This window comes from Embleya sp. NPDC059213, from assembly GCF_042754445.1.
Lineage (GTDB): Bacteria > Actinomycetota > Actinomycetes > Streptomycetales > Streptomycetaceae > Embleya.
This window is the reverse complement of sequence record NZ_JBHZAV010000005.1, coordinates 105,908-124,818: the sequence shown is the minus strand read 5'-3', so window position 1 is coordinate 124,818 and position 18,911 is coordinate 105,908. Positions and strand designations below refer to the sequence as shown.

The 18,911-nt window shown below is 70.6% G+C and carries 15 protein-coding genes; 8 read left to right on the top strand and 7 right to left on the bottom strand.

Going from position 1 to position 18,911, the window contains the following annotated elements; genetic code table 11:
* Nucleotides 1–9 precede the first annotated feature (9 nt).
* From xseA to ACFXMF_RS03930, 3 genes are all read left to right on the top strand, one after another.
* Nucleotides 10–1,221 carry an exodeoxyribonuclease VII large subunit gene (xseA, locus tag ACFXMF_RS03940; RefSeq protein ID WP_360314555.1) on the top strand — a complete coding sequence of 404 codons (1,212 nt, stop codon included), beginning with the start codon at nucleotides 10–12 and terminating at the stop codon, nucleotides 1,219–1,221.
* Nucleotides 1,222–1,294: 73 nt separating this feature from the next.
* Nucleotides 1,295–4,015, top strand: coding sequence for an immune inhibitor A domain-containing protein (locus ACFXMF_RS03935; RefSeq protein ID WP_380017925.1), 2,721 nt, complete (start codon nucleotides 1,295–1,297; stop codon nucleotides 4,013–4,015).
* Nucleotides 4,016–4,058: 43 nt separating this feature from the next.
* Nucleotides 4,059–4,313, top strand: a complete 255-nt coding sequence (locus ACFXMF_RS03930) for an exodeoxyribonuclease VII small subunit (RefSeq protein ID WP_360314551.1) — start codon at nucleotides 4,059–4,061, stop codon at nucleotides 4,311–4,313.
* A 96-nt stretch (nucleotides 4,314–4,409) separates the two neighbouring features.
* Here the strand turns inward: ACFXMF_RS03930 and ACFXMF_RS03925 are convergent, their stop codons facing one another.
* Nucleotides 4,410–7,052, bottom strand: a complete 2,643-nt coding sequence (locus ACFXMF_RS03925; protein WP_379988106.1) for an immune inhibitor A domain-containing protein — start codon at nucleotides 7,050–7,052, stop codon at nucleotides 4,410–4,412.
* Between the two features lie 470 nt (nucleotides 7,053–7,522).
* Nucleotides 7,523–8,047, bottom strand: coding sequence for a DUF4245 domain-containing protein (locus ACFXMF_RS03920; RefSeq protein WP_360314547.1), 525 nt, complete (start codon nucleotides 8,045–8,047; stop codon nucleotides 7,523–7,525).
* A 213-nt stretch (nucleotides 8,048–8,260) separates the two neighbouring features.
* On the opposite strand from ACFXMF_RS03920, the gene glpX reads away from it, so the two are divergent.
* Both glpX and ACFXMF_RS03910 read left to right on the top strand, forming a co-directional pair.
* Nucleotides 8,261–9,292: a class II fructose-bisphosphatase gene (glpX, locus tag ACFXMF_RS03915; RefSeq protein WP_360314545.1), complete on the top strand. Its 1,032-nt coding sequence runs from the start codon at nucleotides 8,261–8,263 to the stop codon at nucleotides 9,290–9,292.
* 243 nt (nucleotides 9,293–9,535) lie between these two features.
* Nucleotides 9,536–11,524, top strand: a complete 1,989-nt coding sequence (locus ACFXMF_RS03910) for an MFS transporter (RefSeq protein WP_380020509.1) — start codon at nucleotides 9,536–9,538, stop codon at nucleotides 11,522–11,524.
* A gap of 20 nt (nucleotides 11,525–11,544) precedes the next feature.
* On the opposite strand, the gene ACFXMF_RS03905 is transcribed toward ACFXMF_RS03910, so the two are convergent.
* Nucleotides 11,545–11,841, bottom strand: coding sequence for a WhiB family transcriptional regulator (locus tag ACFXMF_RS03905; protein ID WP_360314541.1), 297 nt, complete (start codon nucleotides 11,839–11,841; stop codon nucleotides 11,545–11,547).
* 148 nt (nucleotides 11,842–11,989) lie between these two features.
* Here ACFXMF_RS03905 and ACFXMF_RS03900 point away from each other — a divergent pair, with 148 nt between their 5' ends.
* Nucleotides 11,990–12,463, top strand: coding sequence for a MarR family winged helix-turn-helix transcriptional regulator (locus tag ACFXMF_RS03900; protein ID WP_379988108.1), 474 nt, complete (start codon nucleotides 11,990–11,992; stop codon nucleotides 12,461–12,463).
* Nucleotides 12,464–12,505: 42 nt separating this feature from the next.
* Here ACFXMF_RS03900 and ACFXMF_RS03895 read toward each other — a convergent pair whose 3' ends face one another.
* Genes ACFXMF_RS03895 through ACFXMF_RS03880 form a run of 4 tightly spaced genes read right to left on the bottom strand, consistent with a single transcriptional unit; the run spans nucleotide 12,506 to nucleotide 16,617 of the window.
* Nucleotides 12,506–14,164 carry a fumarate hydratase gene (locus ACFXMF_RS03895; RefSeq protein WP_360314537.1) on the bottom strand — a complete coding sequence of 553 codons (1,659 nt, stop codon included), beginning with the start codon at nucleotides 14,162–14,164 and terminating at the stop codon, nucleotides 12,506–12,508.
* Between the two features lie 59 nt (nucleotides 14,165–14,223).
* On the bottom strand, nucleotides 14,224–14,940 hold the full coding sequence (locus ACFXMF_RS03890) for a hypothetical protein (RefSeq protein WP_379988109.1): 717 nt from the start codon (nucleotides 14,938–14,940) through the stop codon (nucleotides 14,224–14,226).
* Complete coding sequence (locus ACFXMF_RS03885; RefSeq protein ID WP_379988122.1) at nucleotides 14,937–15,584, bottom strand: RNA polymerase sigma factor; 648 nt, start codon at nucleotides 15,582–15,584, stop codon at nucleotides 14,937–14,939. Before ACFXMF_RS03885 ends, ACFXMF_RS03890 begins: the two co-directional genes overlap by 4 nt.
* Nucleotides 15,585–15,627: 43 nt before the next feature.
* The gene (locus ACFXMF_RS03880) at nucleotides 15,628–16,617 is read right to left on the bottom strand and encodes an EamA family transporter (protein ID WP_379988110.1); all 990 of its coding nucleotides are present in this window, start codon (nucleotides 16,615–16,617) and stop codon (nucleotides 15,628–15,630) included.
* A gap of 124 nt (nucleotides 16,618–16,741) precedes the next feature.
* Between ACFXMF_RS03880 and ACFXMF_RS03875 the strand changes: the two genes are divergently transcribed.
* Together ACFXMF_RS03875 and ACFXMF_RS03870 are read left to right on the top strand one after the other, a co-directional pair.
* On the top strand, nucleotides 16,742–18,133 hold the full coding sequence (locus ACFXMF_RS03875; protein ID WP_360314533.1) for a PLP-dependent aminotransferase family protein: 1,392 nt from the start codon (nucleotides 16,742–16,744) through the stop codon (nucleotides 18,131–18,133).
* Between the two features lie 9 nt (nucleotides 18,134–18,142).
* A complete protein-coding gene (locus ACFXMF_RS03870) occupies nucleotides 18,143–18,862 on the top strand; it encodes a DUF1707 domain-containing protein (protein ID WP_360314531.1) in 720 nt (239 codons plus the stop codon).
* Nucleotides 18,863–18,911: the final 49 nt, after the last annotated feature.

Sequence of the window (18,911 nt, the reverse complement as noted above, 5' to 3'; positions counted from 1 at the left end):
CCTCTGGGGATGGCTCTGACTACTTCTGCGGACGCGCCTCTGCCGGTGGCCGAGATTTCTCGGTTGATCGGGGGGTGGATCGATCGGCTCGGGGACGTTTGGGTGGAGGGGCAGATCACCCAGCTCAGTCGGCGGCCGGGGGCCGGGGTGGTGTTCATGACGCTGCGCGATGCCGAGCACGACGTGTCGATCTCGGTGACCTGCTACCGCAAGGTGTTCGACGCCGTCGGGGACATCGTGACCGAGGGTTCGCGGGTGGTCGTGCACGCGAAGGCGGATTGGTATCGGGCGCGCGGGACGTTGTCGTTGCGGGCCGCGGAGATCCGGCCGGTGGGGATCGGCGAGTTGTTGGCGCGGCTGGAGCAGCTCAAGCGGGCGCTCACCGCCGAGGGGCTGTTCGATCCGCGGCACAAGCAGCCGCTGCCGTTTCTGCCGCATCGGGTCGGGCTGGTCTGTGGGCGGGCCTCGGCCGCCGAGCGGGACGTGTTGGAGAACGCCAAGCGGCGTTGGCCGGCTGTGCGGTTCGCGGTGCGCAACGTCGCCGTGCAGGGGGTGAGCGCGGTGTCCCAGGTGGTCGCGGCGATCCGCGAGTTGGACGCCGACCCGGACGTCGACCTGATCGTGGTGGCCCGGGGCGGCGGCAGCGTGGAGGACCTGTTGCCGTTCTCCAGCGAGGAGTTGGTGCGGGTCGTCTTCGCGTGCGCGACGCCGGTGGTGAGCGCGATCGGGCACGAGCCGGATTCGCCGCTGCTGGACCTGGTGGCCGACTACCGGGCCTCCACGCCCACCGACGCCGCGAAGCGGATCGTGCCGGACATCCGCGAGGAGTTGCACCGGGTGCATCAGGTGCGCGATCGCGGGAGGTTGGCGCTGCGCGCCCGGTTGGAGCGGGAGTACCAGGGTCTGCGGGCCGCCCGTTCGCGGCCGGTGCTGGCCGATCCGCAGCGCATGGTGGACCTGCGCGCGGAGGAGGTGGCCGCGCTCGTGGAGCGTTCCCGGCGCACCCTGCGGCACCTCCTGGACCACGCCGCGAGCGACCTCGCGCACACCCGCGCGCGGGTCGTCGCGCTCTCCCCCGCGGCCACCCTGGAGCGCGGCTACGCGGTGTTGCAGCGGGCGGACGGGCACGCGGTCCGCGATCCCGCCGAGGTGGCGGCCGGCGATCGGCTGACCGCCCGCGTCGCGGCCGGACGCTTCGACGTGGTCGTCCCGAAGGACTGATCAATTGACCCGTTCGTATGACAAGTGGGGATGTCTCACCCGATCGGCGGCGAAAACGGCTTAGTTTGCGCGTGTGTTGCGTCATCTGCTCGCCGCGTCCGCACTGTTGATCACCGGCGTCGCCACGTCCTCCGTGGCCGCCGCCGACGACTCGCCCGCGCGGTGGAATCCGTCAGCCGCCGACTCCTACGTCAACTACGTCGCGCCCAGGGACCCGTTGCCCCCCGACGGGCCGCCGGGCGCCTCGCCCGAGGTGCGCGAACACGCGCTCGCGGCCGAGCAGCGGGCCCGGCACTACGATCGCAAGTTCGCCGCGGGCAACCCGGCCCCCGCCCGCCGGCTCGCCCGCGCCGAGGCGATCGCGGCCCGCACCGGCACGAGCCCGCGCGCGCAGGCCGGCGCCGCGCCGCAGGACGCGCGGCTGCTGACCGTCCTGGTGGAGTTCAACGACAAGGCCGACGACGACTTCTCGGGCTTCGAGCGGCCGGCCGGCATCGCCGATCCGACCTGCGTGACCGAGCCGCCCGGCACGGTCAAGAACGGCCCCAGGCACAACCTGCTGCCCGATCCGGCGATCGGCGGGCAGGACAACAACACGCTGTGGGTCGAGGACTTCGACCGCGCCCACTACGAACGCATGCTCTACTCCGAGCGGGGCATCACCGAGCGGGTCCGGCCCGACCTGACCGGCCCGGACGGCCGACCCGGCGTCGACCTCGCGGGCCTGACCATGCGCAACATGTACCGCGAGATGTCGCACGGCGCGTACTCGATCGGCGGCGAGGCGGCCGGCTGGGTGGGCGTCCCGCACTCGGAGGCCTGGTACGCCGCGGGCCACTGCGGCGCGATCCGTCAGGACAACAGCGGCAGCCCGGACAACCCGCGTGGCGTACGGCAGTTCGTCACCGACGCGGTGGACGCGCTGGCCGCCGCCCGGCCGGACTTCCCGTGGTCCGACTACGACCGGGAGGACCCGGGCGACGCCGACAACGACGGCGACACCCGGGAGCCCGACGGCGTGATCGACCACCTCGTGCTGGTGCACGCGGGCAAGGACAAGTCGGCCGGCGGCGGCGCCGAGGGCACCTACGCGATCTGGGCGCACGCGAGCACCGTGCTGCGCGGACACACGATCCCGGGCACCGACCTCAAGGTGGCGAACTACATCGTCCAGCCCGAGGACTCCGGAGTGGGCGTGTTCGCCCACGAGTTCGGCCACGACCTGGGCCTGCCCGACCTCTACGACAACTTCAGCGGCGGCGAGACCGACGTCGACTTCTGGGATCTGATGTCCTCCGGTTCGCACGCCGGGCCGCTGTTCCAGGGCATGCCCACGCACCTGGGCGCGTGGTCGAAGTACGTGCTGGGCTGGATCGATCCGGCGGTGATCCCGGTCGGCGGCGGCGCGCGCACCGTGCTGCTCGGCGCCGCCGCCGACCCGCGGGCGGGCACCCGGGACGCGGTTCGGGTGAACCTGCCGAACGAGACGATCCGGATCGGCACCCCGCACAGCGGCGCGAACATGTGGTACTCGGAGCGGGATCAGGAATGGTCCGACACCCGGATCGTCCGCGACCTGGCGGTGCCCGCCGGCGGCTCCGCGACCTTCTCGATGTGGAACGACTACACCATCGAACAGGACTGGGACTTCGGCTTCGTCGAGGCATCCGTCGACGACGGTGCGACCTGGACCCAACTCGCCGTGCACGACGACGCGGGCACCCTGGTCAGCACCCCGCCCGACTATCCCGACCCCAACCGCAACCTCGCCGAACTGCACAAGGTCAACGGCCTCACCGGCGACACCAAGGGATGGCGACACGACCACGTGGACCTGACCCCGTACGCGGGTCGGACGATCAAGTTGCGCCTGGACCTGAACACCGACGCCGCGTTCATGGAGAAGGGCTGGTTCGCCGACGACTTCGCGCTCACCGACGGCACCGGCACGGTGTGGTCCGACGACGTGGAGAACGGCGACAACGGCTGGACCCCGGTCAAGGGCACCGGCACGGTGACCCGCGGGGCGGGCTGGGGCCGCACCTCCGGACGGGTCGAGCGCGAGCAGTACTACCTGATGGAGTGGCGCGCGCCGGTCGGCTTCGACCGGGGCCTGAACTTCGCGTACACCACGGAGCACAGCGACCCGCGCGGTGTGCGGGTACGCCGGTTGAGCTACGACGTGCCCGGCATGCTGGTGTGGCTGCGCGACGCCGAGTATCAGAACAACGGCGTGAACTTCAATCTGAGCGCGCCGCCCAGCTACGGCGCCAAGGGGCAGACGCTGCTCGTGGACGCGCATCCCGATCCGCGCCGGTGGACCGGCGAGGCGGGCGAGCACCATCAGGTCAAGGGCAACCCCCGGAAGAACCTGGAGAGCCGGGCCCAGTCCGCGGACGCCGCGTTCGGCTTCCTGCCCACACCGGCGTTCGGCGCGTGCCACGGCAACGGCGCGTGGTGTCAGGACTTCGCGGCCCGCGAACCGGTGCGTGTGTTCGGCGACGAGCGCGGCTGGGCGCCGGGGGTGGAGTACGTCGACGGCGCGCCGGTGGACCGCTTCACCGACGGGTCCACCGTGGTGCCCGCGCGCGGTCCGTACAGCACCCGGGTGGTCACGCCGGACGGTGCGCCGGATCCGGCGCACCACGGCGTGCCGTACAAGGGGTCCGTGCTCGGTACCGGGGATCCCGGTCCCGACCTCGCCTACGGCGCCTCGGCCACGCTGATCGGGCCGCTCTCGCGGGAGCGTCCCGAGCAGGGGGCCGCCGTGCGGATCACCTCCGCCCGGCCGTGATCCGCACGCGGGTCCGACGCCGGCCAGGGCCTAGGCTGGCGGCATGAGCGAGCAGACCGCATCCGCGCCGGACGAGGCACCGGCCTACGAGCAGGCCCGCGACGAGCTGATCGAGGTCGTGCGCCGCCTGGAGACCGGCGGCATCACCCTGGAGGAGTCGCTGGCCCTGTGGGAGCGCGGCGAGCAGCTCGCCGTGGTGTGCGAGCAGTGGCTCGACGGCGCCCGGGCCCGGCTGGACGCGGCGGTCCGCGCCGAGCGCGCGGAGGCCGGGACGGACGGGTCCGACCCGGACGACTGAGCGAACGAGGGACGAACGACAGAAGGGGCGCTCCCGAGTTCGGGAGCGCCCCTTCCGGTTCACCCGACCACCGTCAACGGATGATCGGGCGTGCGGCTACTTCTGAGCCGGCAGGATCCAGACCACCGCACCGGAGTTGCCCGGCAGCGGAAGCACCGGCAGCGCGGTCACGCCGTAGCCCTTGTCGAAGCCCGGGTTGCCCGTGCCCAACTCGGAGCCGTGGAACAACTTGCCGAAGCTGTCCCGGTCCAGCGAACCGTCCGCCTTGGTGACCTTGGTCGTGTACGGGCCCTTGGCCGGAACCACGGTCGAGCCGTAGCGGTCCTTGGGCACCACACGGCCCTTGTACAGCTCGGTGCCCGGCGCCCAGCCGAGCGTGTCGGTGAACAGCGTCACCGGCTCCTGCGCCTTGATCGAGGTGCAGTAGACGGTGCCGGGGATGCAGTCCGTGAACGGCGCCGTCTTGATGAAGCCGAACGCCGCGTTCGCGGCCTGCGGCCGGCTCGGGAGGTTGGCGAACACGTTGCGCTTCTCGATGTTCGCCACGTTCGGATCCGGCTGCGGGAACTGCGCCTTGGCGTCGCCCGTGTAGCGCAGCGGGTCCGGGTGCGAGTCGACGATCAACAACTCGCCCTTGGGGCCCCACGAGGGCCCGTTGTCGATGTTGAAGTTGACGCCGTTGTTCTGGTACTGGTTGTCGCGCAGCCACACCAGCATGCCCGGCGCGTTGTACGGGACGCGGTTGGTCTTGCCGTTCGCGCCCGAGGTGTACGCGTACTTCAGACCCTCGTCGAAGCCGGACAGGTTGCGCCACTCCAGCAGGTAGTACTGCTCGCGCTCGAAGGTGCCGCTGGTACGACCCCAGCCGTTGCCGCTGGTGATCGCGTTGGTGCCCTTGATCGCGGTCCAGCCGTTGTCACCGCTCTCGACGTCGTCCGACCACACCGCGGTGGTGCCGTTGGTGAGCGAGAAGTCGTCGGCGAACCAACCCTTCTCCATGAACGCCGCATCGGTGTTCAGGTCCAGGCGCAGCTTGATGTTCTGGCCCGCGAACGGGGTCAGATCGACGTTGTCGTGCCGCCAGCCGCCACTGTCACCGGTCAGACCGTTGGTCTTGCGGAAGGTGGCCAGGTTCTTGGTCGGGTCCGGGTAGTCCGCCGGCGTGGTGACCAGCTTGCCCGACTCGTCCTTGACCGCGAGCTGCTTCCAGGTGGCACCGTTGTCGGTGGACACCTCGACGAAGCCGAAGTCCCAGTCCTGCTCGATGACGTAGTCGTTCCACATCCAGAACTTCACGTCCGAGCCGGCGGGCACCGCGATGTCGCGCTCGATCCGGATGTCGGACCAAGCCTGGTCCTGACCGGAGTACCACATGTTCTGACCGCCGTGCGGCGCGCCGACCTTGACCTGCTTGTTCGGCAGGTTCACCCGGATACCCCGCGAGGTGCCCTTGGGCGTCTTGGCGGCCTGTCCCAGGGTGGCGACCTTGGGACGGTCACCGACCTTGATCACGTCCGGGGTCAGCCAACCGAGCGCGTACTTGTCCCAGATGCCCATGTGCGCGGGCTGCGACTGGAACAGCGGACCGGTGTGCGAACCGGCCGACATCAGGTCCCAGAAGTTCAGGTCCGTCTCGCCGGCGCTGAAGTTGTCGTACAGGTCGGGCAGGCCCAGGTCGTGGCCGAACTCGTGGGCGAACACGCCCACTCCCGAGTCCTCGGGCTGCACGATGTAGTTGGCGATCTTGATGTTGCTGCCGGGCACCTGGTGGCCGAAGAGCACGGTGCTCGCGTGCGCCCAGATCGAGTAGGTGCCCTCGGCGCCGCCGCCGGCCGACTTGTCCTTGCCCGCGTGCACCAGGACCAGGTGGTCCACCACGCCGTCGGGCTCCTGGGTGTTGCCGTCGTGGTCGGCGTCGCCCGGGTCTTCCTTGTCGTAGTCCGACCACGGGAAGTTCGGCTGCTGCTTGGCCAGCTCGTCGACCGCGTCGATCGCCAGCTTCTGCGCGCCGAGCGGGTTGTCCGGGCTGCCGCTGTTGTCCTGCCGCGCGTTGCCACAGGCGCCCGCGCCGTACCAGGCCTCGGAGTGCGGCGCCTTGACCCACGGCGTCGCCTCGCCGGAAACCGAGTACTTTCCGGCCGACATCTCTTCGTACATGTTGCGCATGGTCTGGCCCGCGAGGCTGATGCCCGGCTTGCCGTCCGGCCCCGTGAGGTCGGTGCGCATGCGCTGGGTGATGCCGTCCTTGGAGTACAGCATCTTGTTGAAGTGGGTCTGGTCGAAGTTCGGCACCCACTGCGAGTTGTTGTCGTTCGGGTTCAGCGCCGGGTTCGGGATCTGGTTGTGCAGCGGCCCGTTCTTGATGGTGCCGGGGGGCTCGGTGACACAGGTCGGATCCGAAACGCTGGTCGGGCGCTTGAAGCCCGAGAAGTCGTCGTTGGCCTTGTCGTTGAACTCGACCAGGACGGTCAGCAGCTTCGCGGTCTGCTTGGCGTCGACGGGCTTGCCGCTGCGCTCGGCCTTGAGCTCGGCCGGGCTCTTGCCGGTGCGCCCGGCCTCGGCCTCGAGTGCCTTGATCTGGGCGGCGGCACGGGGGTTGCCGTCGGAGTTCTTGCGGTCGGCCGCGGCGTTCCGCGCCTTCGCCGACGCGGCCACGGCCGGGTCGCCGGGGACGGCGCTCGTGTCGACGGCCGCGTCGATGGAGTTGACGTAGTGGTCCTCGGGGCCCGGGTTCCACACCGCGCGCGTCGTGTCGACGCGCGTAGGCGCGGCCGAGGTGGAAGGGGCGGTCGTAGCGGCAAGTCCCGTGATCGCTAGCGCGGATACGGACAGCAGTGCCACACGGCGTTTGACCCGCCGGACGCCGTTCGCAGGCGTCGGGCCCCTCCCGGGTATCGCTGGACTCAACGTGCTCCCCTTTCCGACCGGGGAACGATCCCCGGACGCAAAGCGACGTCGCGTGGGATCTGATCAAGCGCACACGACGTCGGGCCGACTCGGAAAGCCCGGCGGACACATGAGGGCAACCGTCGGGTCACGACGATGCCGACACACATTCGACCGGGCTTCCGGACCCTAGGTGCGGGAGTAACGCGCGGGGCAGAGGAAGCCGCGTGGTCTTTACGGAATCTTTACAACCCGCTGTACATCCTGCGCAGTGGACCGCCCGGGTCGCCCTGATACGTCCGGCGGATCCGCCGGGTTTCGGCTCAGCCGGCGGCAGTTCGCAGGGATGCGGCGAGAACGGTCAAATCCTCGAAAGTCGCATTGCCGGTGACCATCGTGGTGACGCCGTCGTGGACTCGGACCAGCGAGCGATACTTGGGGCCGTCGTACGCCTTCCACTGCTCCCCGGCCACGTCCCGGTTGCCGATCGGCTGCCCGCGCTTGCCCTTGTCCCGGACGAGTTCGTCGGTGAAGCCGTTGGTCTGCTCGACCGCGGCGTACCTGTCGTTCGGGTTGATGAAGCCGATGTGCCACGTGGTCCGGTTGCGGTCGTACCCCACGAAGTTCACCGAGGTCGCCCGCCACCGCTCGGTCAGCCCCTGCGGGGCGAGCAGCGGATACGGCGAGACCCGGGCCGCCTGCCGGAAGGAGAGCTCGTAGGGCACCCGCTTCACCGGATCCGCACCGTTGTGCGGTGCCACCAGGAACAGCGCACCGACCACCAGGCCGCACGCTCCCAAGGAAAGAACCATGTCTCGAACGGTCTGTCGACCCGACTTCGTCGCCACCCGAACATGGTCGCATTCCGCGCGGACTCGTTTTGCACGGGCTACCTGCACCGATACCACCGCTCACCGATAACATCGGGGCAATCCCGTTGGAACCAGTCCGGACTCGGGGCCGCGCAATCGTCGTGCCACCCGCAGCGATGACGCACGGCTCCGGGGGATCAGGGCACCCCCCGTGGTACGGACCGGTTCCCCTACAGGAAGGCCCGCCAGATGACGGACCAATCTGTACCTCCGCAGCTCGAAGTCGCGCCGGAAGCCCCGGACCGCAACCTCGCACTCGAACTCGTCCGGGTCACCGAGGCCGCCGCGATGGCGGCCGGCCGCTGGGTCGGTCGAGGTGACAAGAACGGCGCGGACGGCGCCGCCGTGAAGGCGATGCGCGGCCTGATCCACACCGTGTCGATGAACGGCATCGTGGTGATCGGCGAGGGCGAGAAGGACGACGCCCCGATGTTGTTCAACGGAGAACGGGTCGGCGACGGCTCCGGACCCGAGTGCGACGTCGCGGTCGACCCGGTGGACGGCACCACACTGACCGCCAAGGGCATGAACAACGCGGTCGCGGTGATGGCCGTGTCCGAGCGGGGCAGCATGTACGACCCCTCGGCCGTGTTCTACATGGAGAAGCTGGTCACCGGCCCCGAGGCCGCCGACGTGGTGGACCTGACCGCGCCGATCGCGGAGAACATCCGCCGGGTGGCCAAGGCCAAGCACAGCGCCGTGGAGGACGTCACGGTCTGCATCCTGGACCGGCCCCGGCACGACTCGATGGTCAAGGAGATCCGCGAGGCCGGCGCCCGGATCAAGTTCATCACCGACGGCGACGTGGCCGGCGCGATCATGGCAGCCAAGGACGGCACCGGCGTCGACCTGCTGCTCGGCATCGGCGGCACGCCCGAGGGCATCATCGCCGCCGCCGCAATCAAGTGCATGGGCGGCGTGATCCAGGGGCGCCTGTGGCCCAAGGACGAGGCCGAGCGAGCGAAGGCGATCGACGCGGGGCACGACCTGTCGCGGGTGTTGCTGACCGACGACCTGGTGCGCGGGGACAACGTCTTCTTCGTCGCGACCGGCATCACCGACGGCGAACTCCTGCGCGGGGTGCGGTACCGCTCCAGCACGGCGCTCACCTCGTCGCTGGTGATGCGCTCCAAGAGCGGGACGATCCGGCAGATCGACAGCCAGCACCGGCTCGCCAAGCTGCGGGCGTACAGCGCGATCGACTTCGACCACGCACGTTAGCCGTGCGGCCGGGGTCTGACCCGGCCTTCGACCGAGGTGGCCTCGAACGCCGGCCGGGCCGAGAGTGCTTCGGCCGGCGGGGTCCTCTCACGGCACGCTTGTCCCACGAATAGGTGCGGATTTTGTACCTGTTTGCGGGGAGTCTCCTTGAGCATCGATCGAGGAGGCCCCCGGATGAGCGCGCCGCGCGGTAGGCATGCCAAAACCGCCGATGGCCATGGCGGCGGCCGGGGTAAAGCGGAGGTGGCGCCCCGACTCGGGCTGATCCTGACCGGGTTGATGCTCGGGATGTTGGTGGCCGCGCTCGATCAGACCATCGTCTCCACCGCGCTGCCGACCATCGTCGGCGATCTCGGCGGGCTCAACCACCTGTCCTGGGTGGTCACCGCGTACCTGCTCGCCTCGACCGTGAGCACCCCGCTGTGGGGCAAGCTCGGCGACCTGTTCGGGCGCAAGAAGCTCTACCAGGCGTCGATCGTGATCTTCCTGATCGGCTCGGTGTTGTGTGGCATCGCCCAGGGCATGTTCGAGCTGATCGCGTTCCGGGCGATCCAGGGGCTCGGTGGCGGCGGCCTGATGGTGTTGTCCCAGGCGATCATCGGCGACGTGGTGCCACCGCGTGAGCGTGGGCGCTATCAGGGCCTGTTCGGCGCGGTGTTCGGGGTCACCTCGGTGGCCGGGCCGCTGCTCGGCGGCTTCTTCGTGGACCACCTCTCCTGGCGCTGGGTGTTCTACATCAACCTGCCGATCGGTGTGATCGCGCTCGTGGTGATCGCCGCCGCGCTGCACACCAAGGAGATCCACGCCCGGCCGAGCATCGACTACCTCGGCATCACGCTGTTGGCCGGCGGCACCACGTGCCTGGTCCTGCTCAGCACCTTCGGCGGCACCACCTACCCGTGGGCCTCCGCGCAGATCGTCGGACTGGGCGTCGCGGCGGTGGTGTTGCTGGTCGGGTTCGTCGCGGTCGAGCGACGCGCGCCGGAGCCGGTGTTGCCGCTCAAGCTCTTCGCCAACCGGATCTTCTCGGTGACCGCGGGCATCGGCTTCATCGTCGGCTTCGCGATGATGGGCGGGCTGAGCTTCCTGCCGCTGTTCATGCAGGTCGTCAACGGCACCACGCCCACCGAATCGGGCCTGCGCCTGTTGCCGATGATGGGCGGTCTGCTGGTCACCTCGATCGTCAGCGGGCAACTGATCAGCCGGACCGGCAGATACAAGATCTACCCGATCGTGGGCACCGCCGTGATGGCCGTCGGCATGTTCCTGATGTCGCGGATGGACGAGTTCACCACCACGGCCGCCTCCTCGCTGTACATGCTGGTCTTCGGCATCGGCCTGGGTCTGGTCATGCAGGTGATCGTGCTCGCCGTGCAGAACTCGGTGCCCTACGCGGACCTTGGCGTGGCCACCGCCGGCGCCACCTTCTTCCGGTCCATCGGCGGCTCGTTCGGCGCGGCGATCTTCGGCACGATCTTCAACAACCGGCTCACGGTGCACCTGCGCGAGGCGGCGGAACGCGGCGAGGCCATGCCGCCGGGAACGAGCGCGGGGTCGCCGTCCGCGATCAACCCGGCCGACCTGAACAAGCTGCCGCCCGCGTCCAAGACCGGCTTCATCCACGCCTACGCCCAGTCGTTGCAGACGGTGTTCCTGGCCGCCTCCTGCATCGTGCTGGTCGCGTTCCTGCTGTCCTTCCTGCTCAAGGAGGTCCCGCTGCGCGAGGCCACCCGCGAGACCGAGCGCACGCCGCTGATGTCGCCGACCTCGCGCAGTTCGGTGGACGAGATCGAGCGCGCGATGGCCCAGATGGTGCGCCGGGAGAACGGCTGGTCCCGCTACGAACGCATGATCCAGCGCTCGGGCGTGGACCTGTCGGTGCCGTGCGCGTACGGACTCGTGCAACTCGACCAGTTGAGCCCGATCTCGATCCCCGACCTCGCGGGCCGACTCCACGAATCCGAGGACCGGGTCCGCCGTTACGCCGACGAACTGACCTTCGCCGGCTACATCGAGCGGCTGGGCGAGGGCACGATGACGCTCACCGCCAAGGGCCACGAGGCGCTGGAGGCGCTGGTCGAGGCCCGTCGGCAGATCCTCACCGAGGTGATGGCGGACTGGTCACCGGAGCAATCCGAGGAACTGACCGCGCTGTTGCACAAACTGGCCCGGCTGACCACCGACACCCCGCGCGACCACATCGTCGGTGAGGCCGACCGGCACCCGAGCTGACCGGGGAGCGGCGCCGGCCCTCAGCGCTGGGCGCGGCGTCGACGCACCGCACCACGCTCGTTCGAGGTCAGGCCGCCGCGCACGCCGGCCGGGGTCGTCTCGGCCAGCGCGCTCGCGCGGCATTCGAGCAGGACGGAGCAGCGTGCGCAGACGCGCTTGGCGTCCTCCTCGCGGGCGAGACGGGCAACGGCGGGCTCCCCCGGAGCACCGACGAACAACTGCCGATCCACGGTCGCACACGCGCCGGCCGCCGGGGGCGTCCAGGTCGCGGTGCGGGTGCCGCGGACCATGTCGATCCGTGCCGTCAGGTCCGTCACGCTGGTCTCCTTCGGTCGGGTGTGTCCGTCGCCTACCCGAGCCGAACCGGCGCATGCGCACCTTCGCGACAACACGACGACAAGTAACCGTAAGGAAACGTCAAGGACATCCGACGCGAAGAAATAGTAGCCATATACCGTATTGCCCATGAGTACGACAACCGAGGGCGCGACACCCGGCTTCCTGGTCTGGCGCCTGTCGATGAAGTGGCGGGTGGCGGTCGATCGGGCCGTCGGACCGTTGGGCCTGACCCACGCGCAGTACTCGCTGCTGGCCTCGTTGTACGGCATGGAACGCTCCGGCCGCAGCCCCAGTCAACGCGAACTCGCCGACCACACCGGCCTGGAGGCGCTCTACGTCTCCAAGCTGGCCCGGACCCTGGAGGGCGCGGGCGTGATCGGGCGCACCCGGGACGCCACCGACAGCCGGGCGATCCGGCTGACGCTCACCGAGCAGGGGCGCGAGGTCACCGGCCGCGCCATCGCCATCGTCCGAGACCTGCACGAACGTTTCCTGGCCCCACTGGACGGCCCGGGAAGCCCACGCAGCCGGGCGTTCGCCGCCGAGTTGGCGGCCCTGCTCGACGCGCCGCTCGACTTCGCCGCCGAGGAGCGGCCGTGACCACCGCCGCCGGCCCGGGAGGGACCCCCGGGCCGGTGGAGGTCACGCGCGCCGGTTGATCTGGAAGGTCGGCACGGTCACGTCGGCGAAGAAGTCCTGGCCCTTGTCGTCGACCACGATGAAGGCCGGGAAGTCCTCGACCTCGATCTTCCAGACCGCCTCCATGCCCAGCTCCGGGTACTCCAGCACCTCGACCTTCTTGATGCAGTCCTGCGCCAGCCGGGCCGCCGGGCCGCCGATCGAACCGAGGTAGAAGCCGCCGTGTGCCTGGCACGCGTCGGTGACCTGCTTGCTGCGGTTGCCCTTGGCCAGCATCACGAACGAGCCGCCCGCGGCCTGGAACTGCTCGACGTAGGAGTCCATCCGGCCTGCCGTGGTCGGGCCGAACGAACCCGACGCGTAGCCCTCGGGGGTCTTGGCCGGGCCCGCGTAGTAGACCGCGTGGTCGCGCAGGTACTGCGGCATCGGTTGGCCCGCGTCCAGCAGTTCCTTGATCTTCGCGTGTGCGATGTCGCGTGCGACCACGACCGGTCCGGACAGCGACAGCCGGGTCTTGACCGGGTACTTGGACAGCTCGGCCCGGATCTCGCTCATCGGCCGGTTGAGGTCGATCTGCACGACGGTGTCGTCCAGGTCCTCGTGGGTGGTGTCCGGGAGGTACTTGGCCGGGTCGGTCTCCAGCTCCTCCAGGAACACGCCCTCGGCGGTGATCTTGGCCAGCGCCTGACGGTCCGCCGAGCAGGACACCGCGATCGCCACCGGGCAGGACGCGCCGTGCCGGGGCAGCCGGATCACCCGCACGTCGTGGCAGAAGTACTTGCCGCCGAACTGCGCGCCGATGCCCATCTGCTGGGTCAGCTTGAGCACCTCGGCCTCGAACTCGACGTCGCGGAAGCCGTGACCCAGCGGCGAGCCCTGGCCGGGCAGCGTGTCCAGGTAACGGGTGGAGGCGTACTTCGCGGTCTTGAGCGCGTGCTCGGCGCTGGTGCCGCCGACCACGATGGCCAGGTGGTACGGCGGGCAGGCCGCGGTGCCCAGGGAGCGGATCTTCTCGTCCAAGAAGCGCAGCATGCTCTGCGGGTTCAGGACGGCCTTGGTCTCCTGGTACAGGTAGGACTTGTTGGCGCTGCCGCCGCCCTTGGCCATGAACAGGAACTTGTACGCCTCGCCGGGAGTCGCGTACAGCTCGATCTGGGCGGGCAGGTTGTTGCCGGTGTTCTTCTCGTCCCACATGGTCAGCGGGGCCATCTGCGAGTAGCGCAGGTTCAGCTCGGTGTACGCGTTGGAGATGCCTCGGGACAGGTGTTCCTCGTCCCGCCCGTCGGTGAGCACGTGCTGGCCGCGCTTGCCCATCACGATCGCGGTGCCGGTGTCCTGGCACATCGGCAACACGCCGCCGGCCGCGATGTTGGCGTTCTTGAGCAGGTCCAACGCGACGAAGCGGTCGTTGGCCGACGCCTCGGGGTCTTCCAGGATCCGCGCGACCTGGGCCAGGTGGCCGGGCCGCAGCAGGTGCGAGATGTCGCGCATCGCGGTCCGCGCGAGCAGCGTGATCACCTCGGGATCGACGTTGAGGAACCGCCGCCCGCCCGCCTCGAACGTGGACACGCCGTCGGCGGTCAGCAGCCGGTACGGCGTGGTGTCCTCCCCCAGCGGCAGCAGATCCGTGTAGGCGCTGAAGGTGTTCTCAGGGGCGGGCATCGTGATCCTCACTCATGCGGTAACGGGGCCTGCTCCAGGGTAGAGCGGCCCCGAATCGGTCACGGCCCCGAGGTCACCGGCGGCGCCGGGTGGTAGCGCGCGCCCGGCGAGTACGGAGGTTTGTCACCGTCCCACGGCGGCGGCCGGTAGCCGGGCCGAGGTTCGAGCTCGCACGGGGCCACCGCACCGGTGGCGAGGGCGAAGGACCCGAACGAGCCGGATTGTCCGCCGTGATCGTAGTAACCCTCGGTGAGCACGAGGGTGGTGCCCGGCGGGATCAGCCCGGGAACCAGTTCGTGCCACCCCTGCACCAGGTGGGCGATCTCGGCGTCGTTCAGCAGCTCGCCGTTCTCGGGCCGGGTCGGCTCCCAGTGGTAGATCGCGGTGAGGCCGTCGCCCGGCATCTCGTATTCGGTGAAACGCGGCTGCTTGCACCGCTTCTCCACCGGTACGTAGTCCACCACCACCGGGACGCCCAGCTCGCGCAGTCGTTGTTCGAGCGCCTCGGGGTTGCGGAACTCGACCACCCGGAACAGGATCCGCCCGTCGTCCTTCCTGATCACCTCGAAGGGCTGGGCATCGGCCGAGGAGCCGTCGACCAGGAGCGGCGCGCCGACCGAGAGGCCGGTCGCGAGCAGCACCGACGCGGCCAGTCCGAACACCGTCCGCCGGTTTCGCCCGAACCGTCGGCCGGTCCGGGGCACCGGCGGCACCGTGTCGTCGGCCGCGGCCACCTTCCGCAACTCGTCCAGCAGTCGTTCCTCGAAGGTGCTCATGCCTTCGCCTCCGCTCGCAAAGCCGTGCCGGGGGTGTCCGTCGGGTACGTCCGAGCACGTGCGCCCTCGGTACGCCGGTCGTCCCCCGGTGCCGGGCGGGTCGGCTCGTCCCGGTCCGCCTTCAGCTCCTCCGTCAGCCGCCGGCGGGCCCGATGCAACCGCACCCGAGCCGACACCGGGCGGATGCCGAGCGCCGCCGCCGCCTCGGTCACGTCCAACCCGTCCAGGTTGACCAGTTCGAGCACCGCGCGATCGGCCTCGGACAGCCGCTCGATCGCCCGGTAGACCCGTCGGGCCGCCGCCTCGGCGTCCAGCCGCTCCTCGATCCGGACCAGGTCGTCGGCGTCGAGCAGGCGCCGACCGGCTATCCGGCGCGACGCGTGCACCTCGCGGGCGGCCCGCCGTCGCTCGCTCGCGACCACGTTGCGCGCCACCCCGTACAACCAGGCCCGCTCACCGCCCGGGCCGCCCCGATAGGTCGCCGCCGAGTCGAGCACGGCGAGGAACACCTCCGCGGTCAGATCCGCCGCCGCGTGCGGATCGGCGACCCGGCGGGCCACGAAACGGTTCACCGCGTCGATGTTTCTCCGATAGAACGCCTCCAGGAGGGCCGGCTCGCGTGCGATCCCGGTCACGTCCCCGATGGTGGGCCCGTCCAAGTCGCGCTCCTCGGTCCGATGAACGTTGTCATCGGTTTGTGGGCGGCGGGCCCACGGGTGTTGCGGGCCGCGCGGAGATTTCCGCGGCCGACTCCCCGACGGACACCGCTTCCGACACCGCTTCCGACACCGCCGGGTCGCCGTGTTCGGCCCGCATGCCCAGCACCACGCCCAGTCCGACCAGGAGCGCGCCGCCGAACTGCCCCACCGTCGGCGCACCGGTGCCCAGGACCAGCCCGGACATCGCCGCCGTCACCGGTACCAGCCCCATGAACAGCCCGGCCCGCTCCGGCTCGATCCGGGCCAGCGCCGAGTACCACAGCAGGAACGCCCCGGCGGTGAGCGGCAGCGCCAGGTAGAGCAGGGCGGCCAACTCGGTCCCGGACGGCATCCGGAGCATCTCGCCGCCGTCGGTGAACACCCCCACCACCACCATCTGCGGAATCGCCATCGCGGTCGCGTACGCGGCGATCCGCCAGGCCCCCAGTCGCGGCAGCAGCGGCACCGCGATCAGCGTGAAGCCCATCTCGCACAACGCCACCCCGCACGCGAAGAGCAACCCGAGTGCCGTACCGCCGCCGAGCCCCTGCACCGTCGCCGCCCCCGCGACCACCACCAGCGAGGCGAGCAGCACCGACCGGCTCGGCCGTCGCCCGCCCAGCACCGGCGCGGCCAGCACCAGCAACAGCGGCGTGGCCCCCAGGATGCTGCCCACGGTGGCCGGATCCGCCCGGTCCAGCGCGGCGAACAGGAACAGGTTGAACAGGGTCTGGCCGCACAACGCGAGCAGCCCCAGCCGGAGCAACTCCCGCCGGGTCGGCCGCAGCAGCGGGATCCGGCGCAGCCGCAGCACCCCGAACAACACGAGCGCGGCCACCGCGTAGCGCACCATCTGGCCGCCGGTCACCGGATAGTCCGACAACACCGCGGAGACCCCGGCGGCGGCACCGATCAGCCCCTGTGCGGACGCCGCGCACACCAGACCGATCGAACGGGGAGACATCGAGGAGGGCTTCATGTGACGTAACGTTAGGAAGCCGGTGGATTCCCCGGCAGAGCCACTTCCGGGCCGAAAAACCGGACCAATTCCGGATCGCCGACGCACCGGTCGGCCCCGGCGAACCCGAGGGCAGGTGTCCCGAGTGCGTGAACTCCTCGTCCACCTCGACCGATCGGCGGGCCGGCTCGGCGCCCAGGTGCAGGCGGGCCTGCGGGCCGCGATCCGCTCCGGCCGACTCCCGGCCGGCTTTCGCATGCCGTCCACCCGGGCGCTCGCGGAGAGCCTGGGCGTCTCCCGGGGCATGGTCGTCGACGCCTACGAGCAACTGGTCGCCGAGGGTTATCTGACCTCGCGGCACGGCTCCGGCACCCGGGTCACCGCGGCCTGCACCGCACCGCAACCGGCCGACCCGGGCGGCCCGGAGCCGACCGTCCCGATCACCCACGACCTCAAGCCCGGGGTGCCCGATCTGGCCGCGTTCCCGCGCGCCGCGTGGTCGGCCGCGACCCGGCACGTGCTGCACACCGCCCCGCACAGCGCGTTCGGCTACCCCGGCCCGTCCGGCACGAGCGAACTGCGCGTCGCGCTGACCGACTACCTGGGCCGGGTCCGCGCCGCACAGGCCCGCCCCGAACACATCGTCGTGGTCGACGGCGTGGCCCAGGGCCTGTCCCTGGTCTCCCAGGCACTGCGCCGACGCGGCCTGGACGTGCTCGCGGTGGAGGACCCCTCCAGCGATCGCCAGCGCGACGTCTTCACCACCCACGGCCTCGGCGTCGCCTACGCCCGCACCGACTCCGAGGGCATCGACGTCGACGCGCTGGCCCGTACCGGCGCTCGCGCGGTGCTGGTCACCCCGGCGCACCAATACCCCACCGGCGTGGTCCTGTCGCCTCGCCGCCGCGCGGCCCTGGTCGACTGGGCGCGCGCCAACGACGCGCTGATCGTGGAGGACGACTACGACGCCGAGTTCCGCTACGACCGCGACCCGGTCGGCTGCCTCCAGGGCCTGGCCCCGGATCGGGTGGTGCACCTGGGTTCGACCAGCAAGGCGCTGGCGCCCGGGATGCGGCTGGGCTGGGCGGTGCTGCCCGCGCCGCTGATCGAGCGGATCCACGAGCTCAAGACCAACGCCGATCTGGGTTCGGCCACCCTCCCCCAACTGACCCTGGTCCGCATGCTGGCCACCGGGGCGTACGAGCGCCATCTGCGCACGATGCGCGCGCACTACCGGATCCGCCGCGACGCGGTGGCCGAGGCGCTCGCCGAGCACCTGCCCGCGGCCCGCGTGCACGGCATCGCCGCGGGCATCCATCTCTACGTCGAACTGCCGCCCGGCTCCGACGAGTTCGCCACCGTACGGCGGGCCCGGGAACACGGCGTGCGGGTGGCGCCGATGGCCGAGTTGCGCGCGATCACCGCCGGCCCGCCCGCGGTGATCATCGGATACGCCGGACTCTCGCCCGACCGACTGCGCGAAGCGGTGCGACTGCTCGCCCGGTCCGTACTCCCGGCCGTTGCACCCGCGAGTTAGATTTACCTCGTGGACAACAGCCCAGAGCGTCGAGCCCAGCCGCCCACCCCCGAGCTGCGTGCCTCCGACGCCGACCGCGACCGCTACGTCAACGTGTTGCGGGACGCGCTCGCGGAGGGCCGGCTGACCGCCGACGAACACGCGGAGCGGGTGGACGCGGCGCTGGCCGCGAAGACGCTGCGCCAACTCGAACCGCTCATCGCCGATCTCCCCGCGCCCGGCCCGATCGGTTACGAACTCGCGGCGGCCAACGCGGTGCCGCCCCGCCCGGCCCGGTCGAACATGTTCGCGTTCTGGAGCAGTTCGACCCGCAAGGGCCGCTGGCGGGCGGGCTCGAAGCTGAACGCGGTCGCGGTGATGGGCGGCGTGGAGATCGACCTCACCGACGCGGTGTTCGACGAACCCGAGTTGGTGATCAACGTGTTCACCATCTGGGGCGGCATCGACATCCGGATCCCGGAGGGCGTCACCGTCCGCGATCACGGGTTCGGCTTCATGGGCGGCTTCGACGTGCACGAGCAGTACACCGACGATCCGCGCGCACCCGTCGTGGTGGTCAAGGGCATGGCGATCATGGGCGGCGTGACGGTCAAGGCGAAGCGCCGCAAGGAACAGCGCCGGCGCGAATTCGACCACGACCCCCGCCCCGGCGACCCGGGCGACCGCTTCCGCAAGGACTCGCAACACCCCGAGATCGACCGCTTCCGCAAGGACCGGGATCGACCGTAGGACGGCAGGCCGCGGCCCCCACCCGTGCTCGGGGCGGGGGCCGCAGGTT

Bases quoted from the DNA above. Each gene is read 5' to 3' on its own strand.
- ACFXMF_RS03895 (WP_360314537.1), bottom strand. From the start codon at position 14,164: ATGCCCGCCCCTGAGAACACCTTCAGCGCCTACACGGATCTGCTGCCG.
- ACFXMF_RS03900 (WP_379988108.1), top strand. From the start codon at position 11,990: ATGAGTACGACAACCGAGGGCGCGACACCCGGCTTCCTGGTCTGGCGC.
- ACFXMF_RS03890 (WP_379988109.1), bottom strand. From the start codon at position 14,940: ATGAGCACCTTCGAGGAACGACTGCTGGACGAGTTGCGGAAGGTGGCC.
- ACFXMF_RS03880 (WP_379988110.1), bottom strand. From the start codon at position 16,617: ATGAAGCCCTCCTCGATGTCTCCCCGTTCGATCGGTCTGGTGTGCGCG.
- xseA (WP_360314555.1), top strand. From the start codon at position 10: ATGGCTCTGACTACTTCTGCGGACGCGCCTCTGCCGGTGGCCGAGATT.
- ACFXMF_RS03930 (WP_360314551.1), top strand. From the start codon at position 4,059: ATGAGCGAGCAGACCGCATCCGCGCCGGACGAGGCACCGGCCTACGAG.
- glpX (WP_360314545.1), top strand. From the start codon at position 8,261: ATGACGGACCAATCTGTACCTCCGCAGCTCGAAGTCGCGCCGGAAGCC.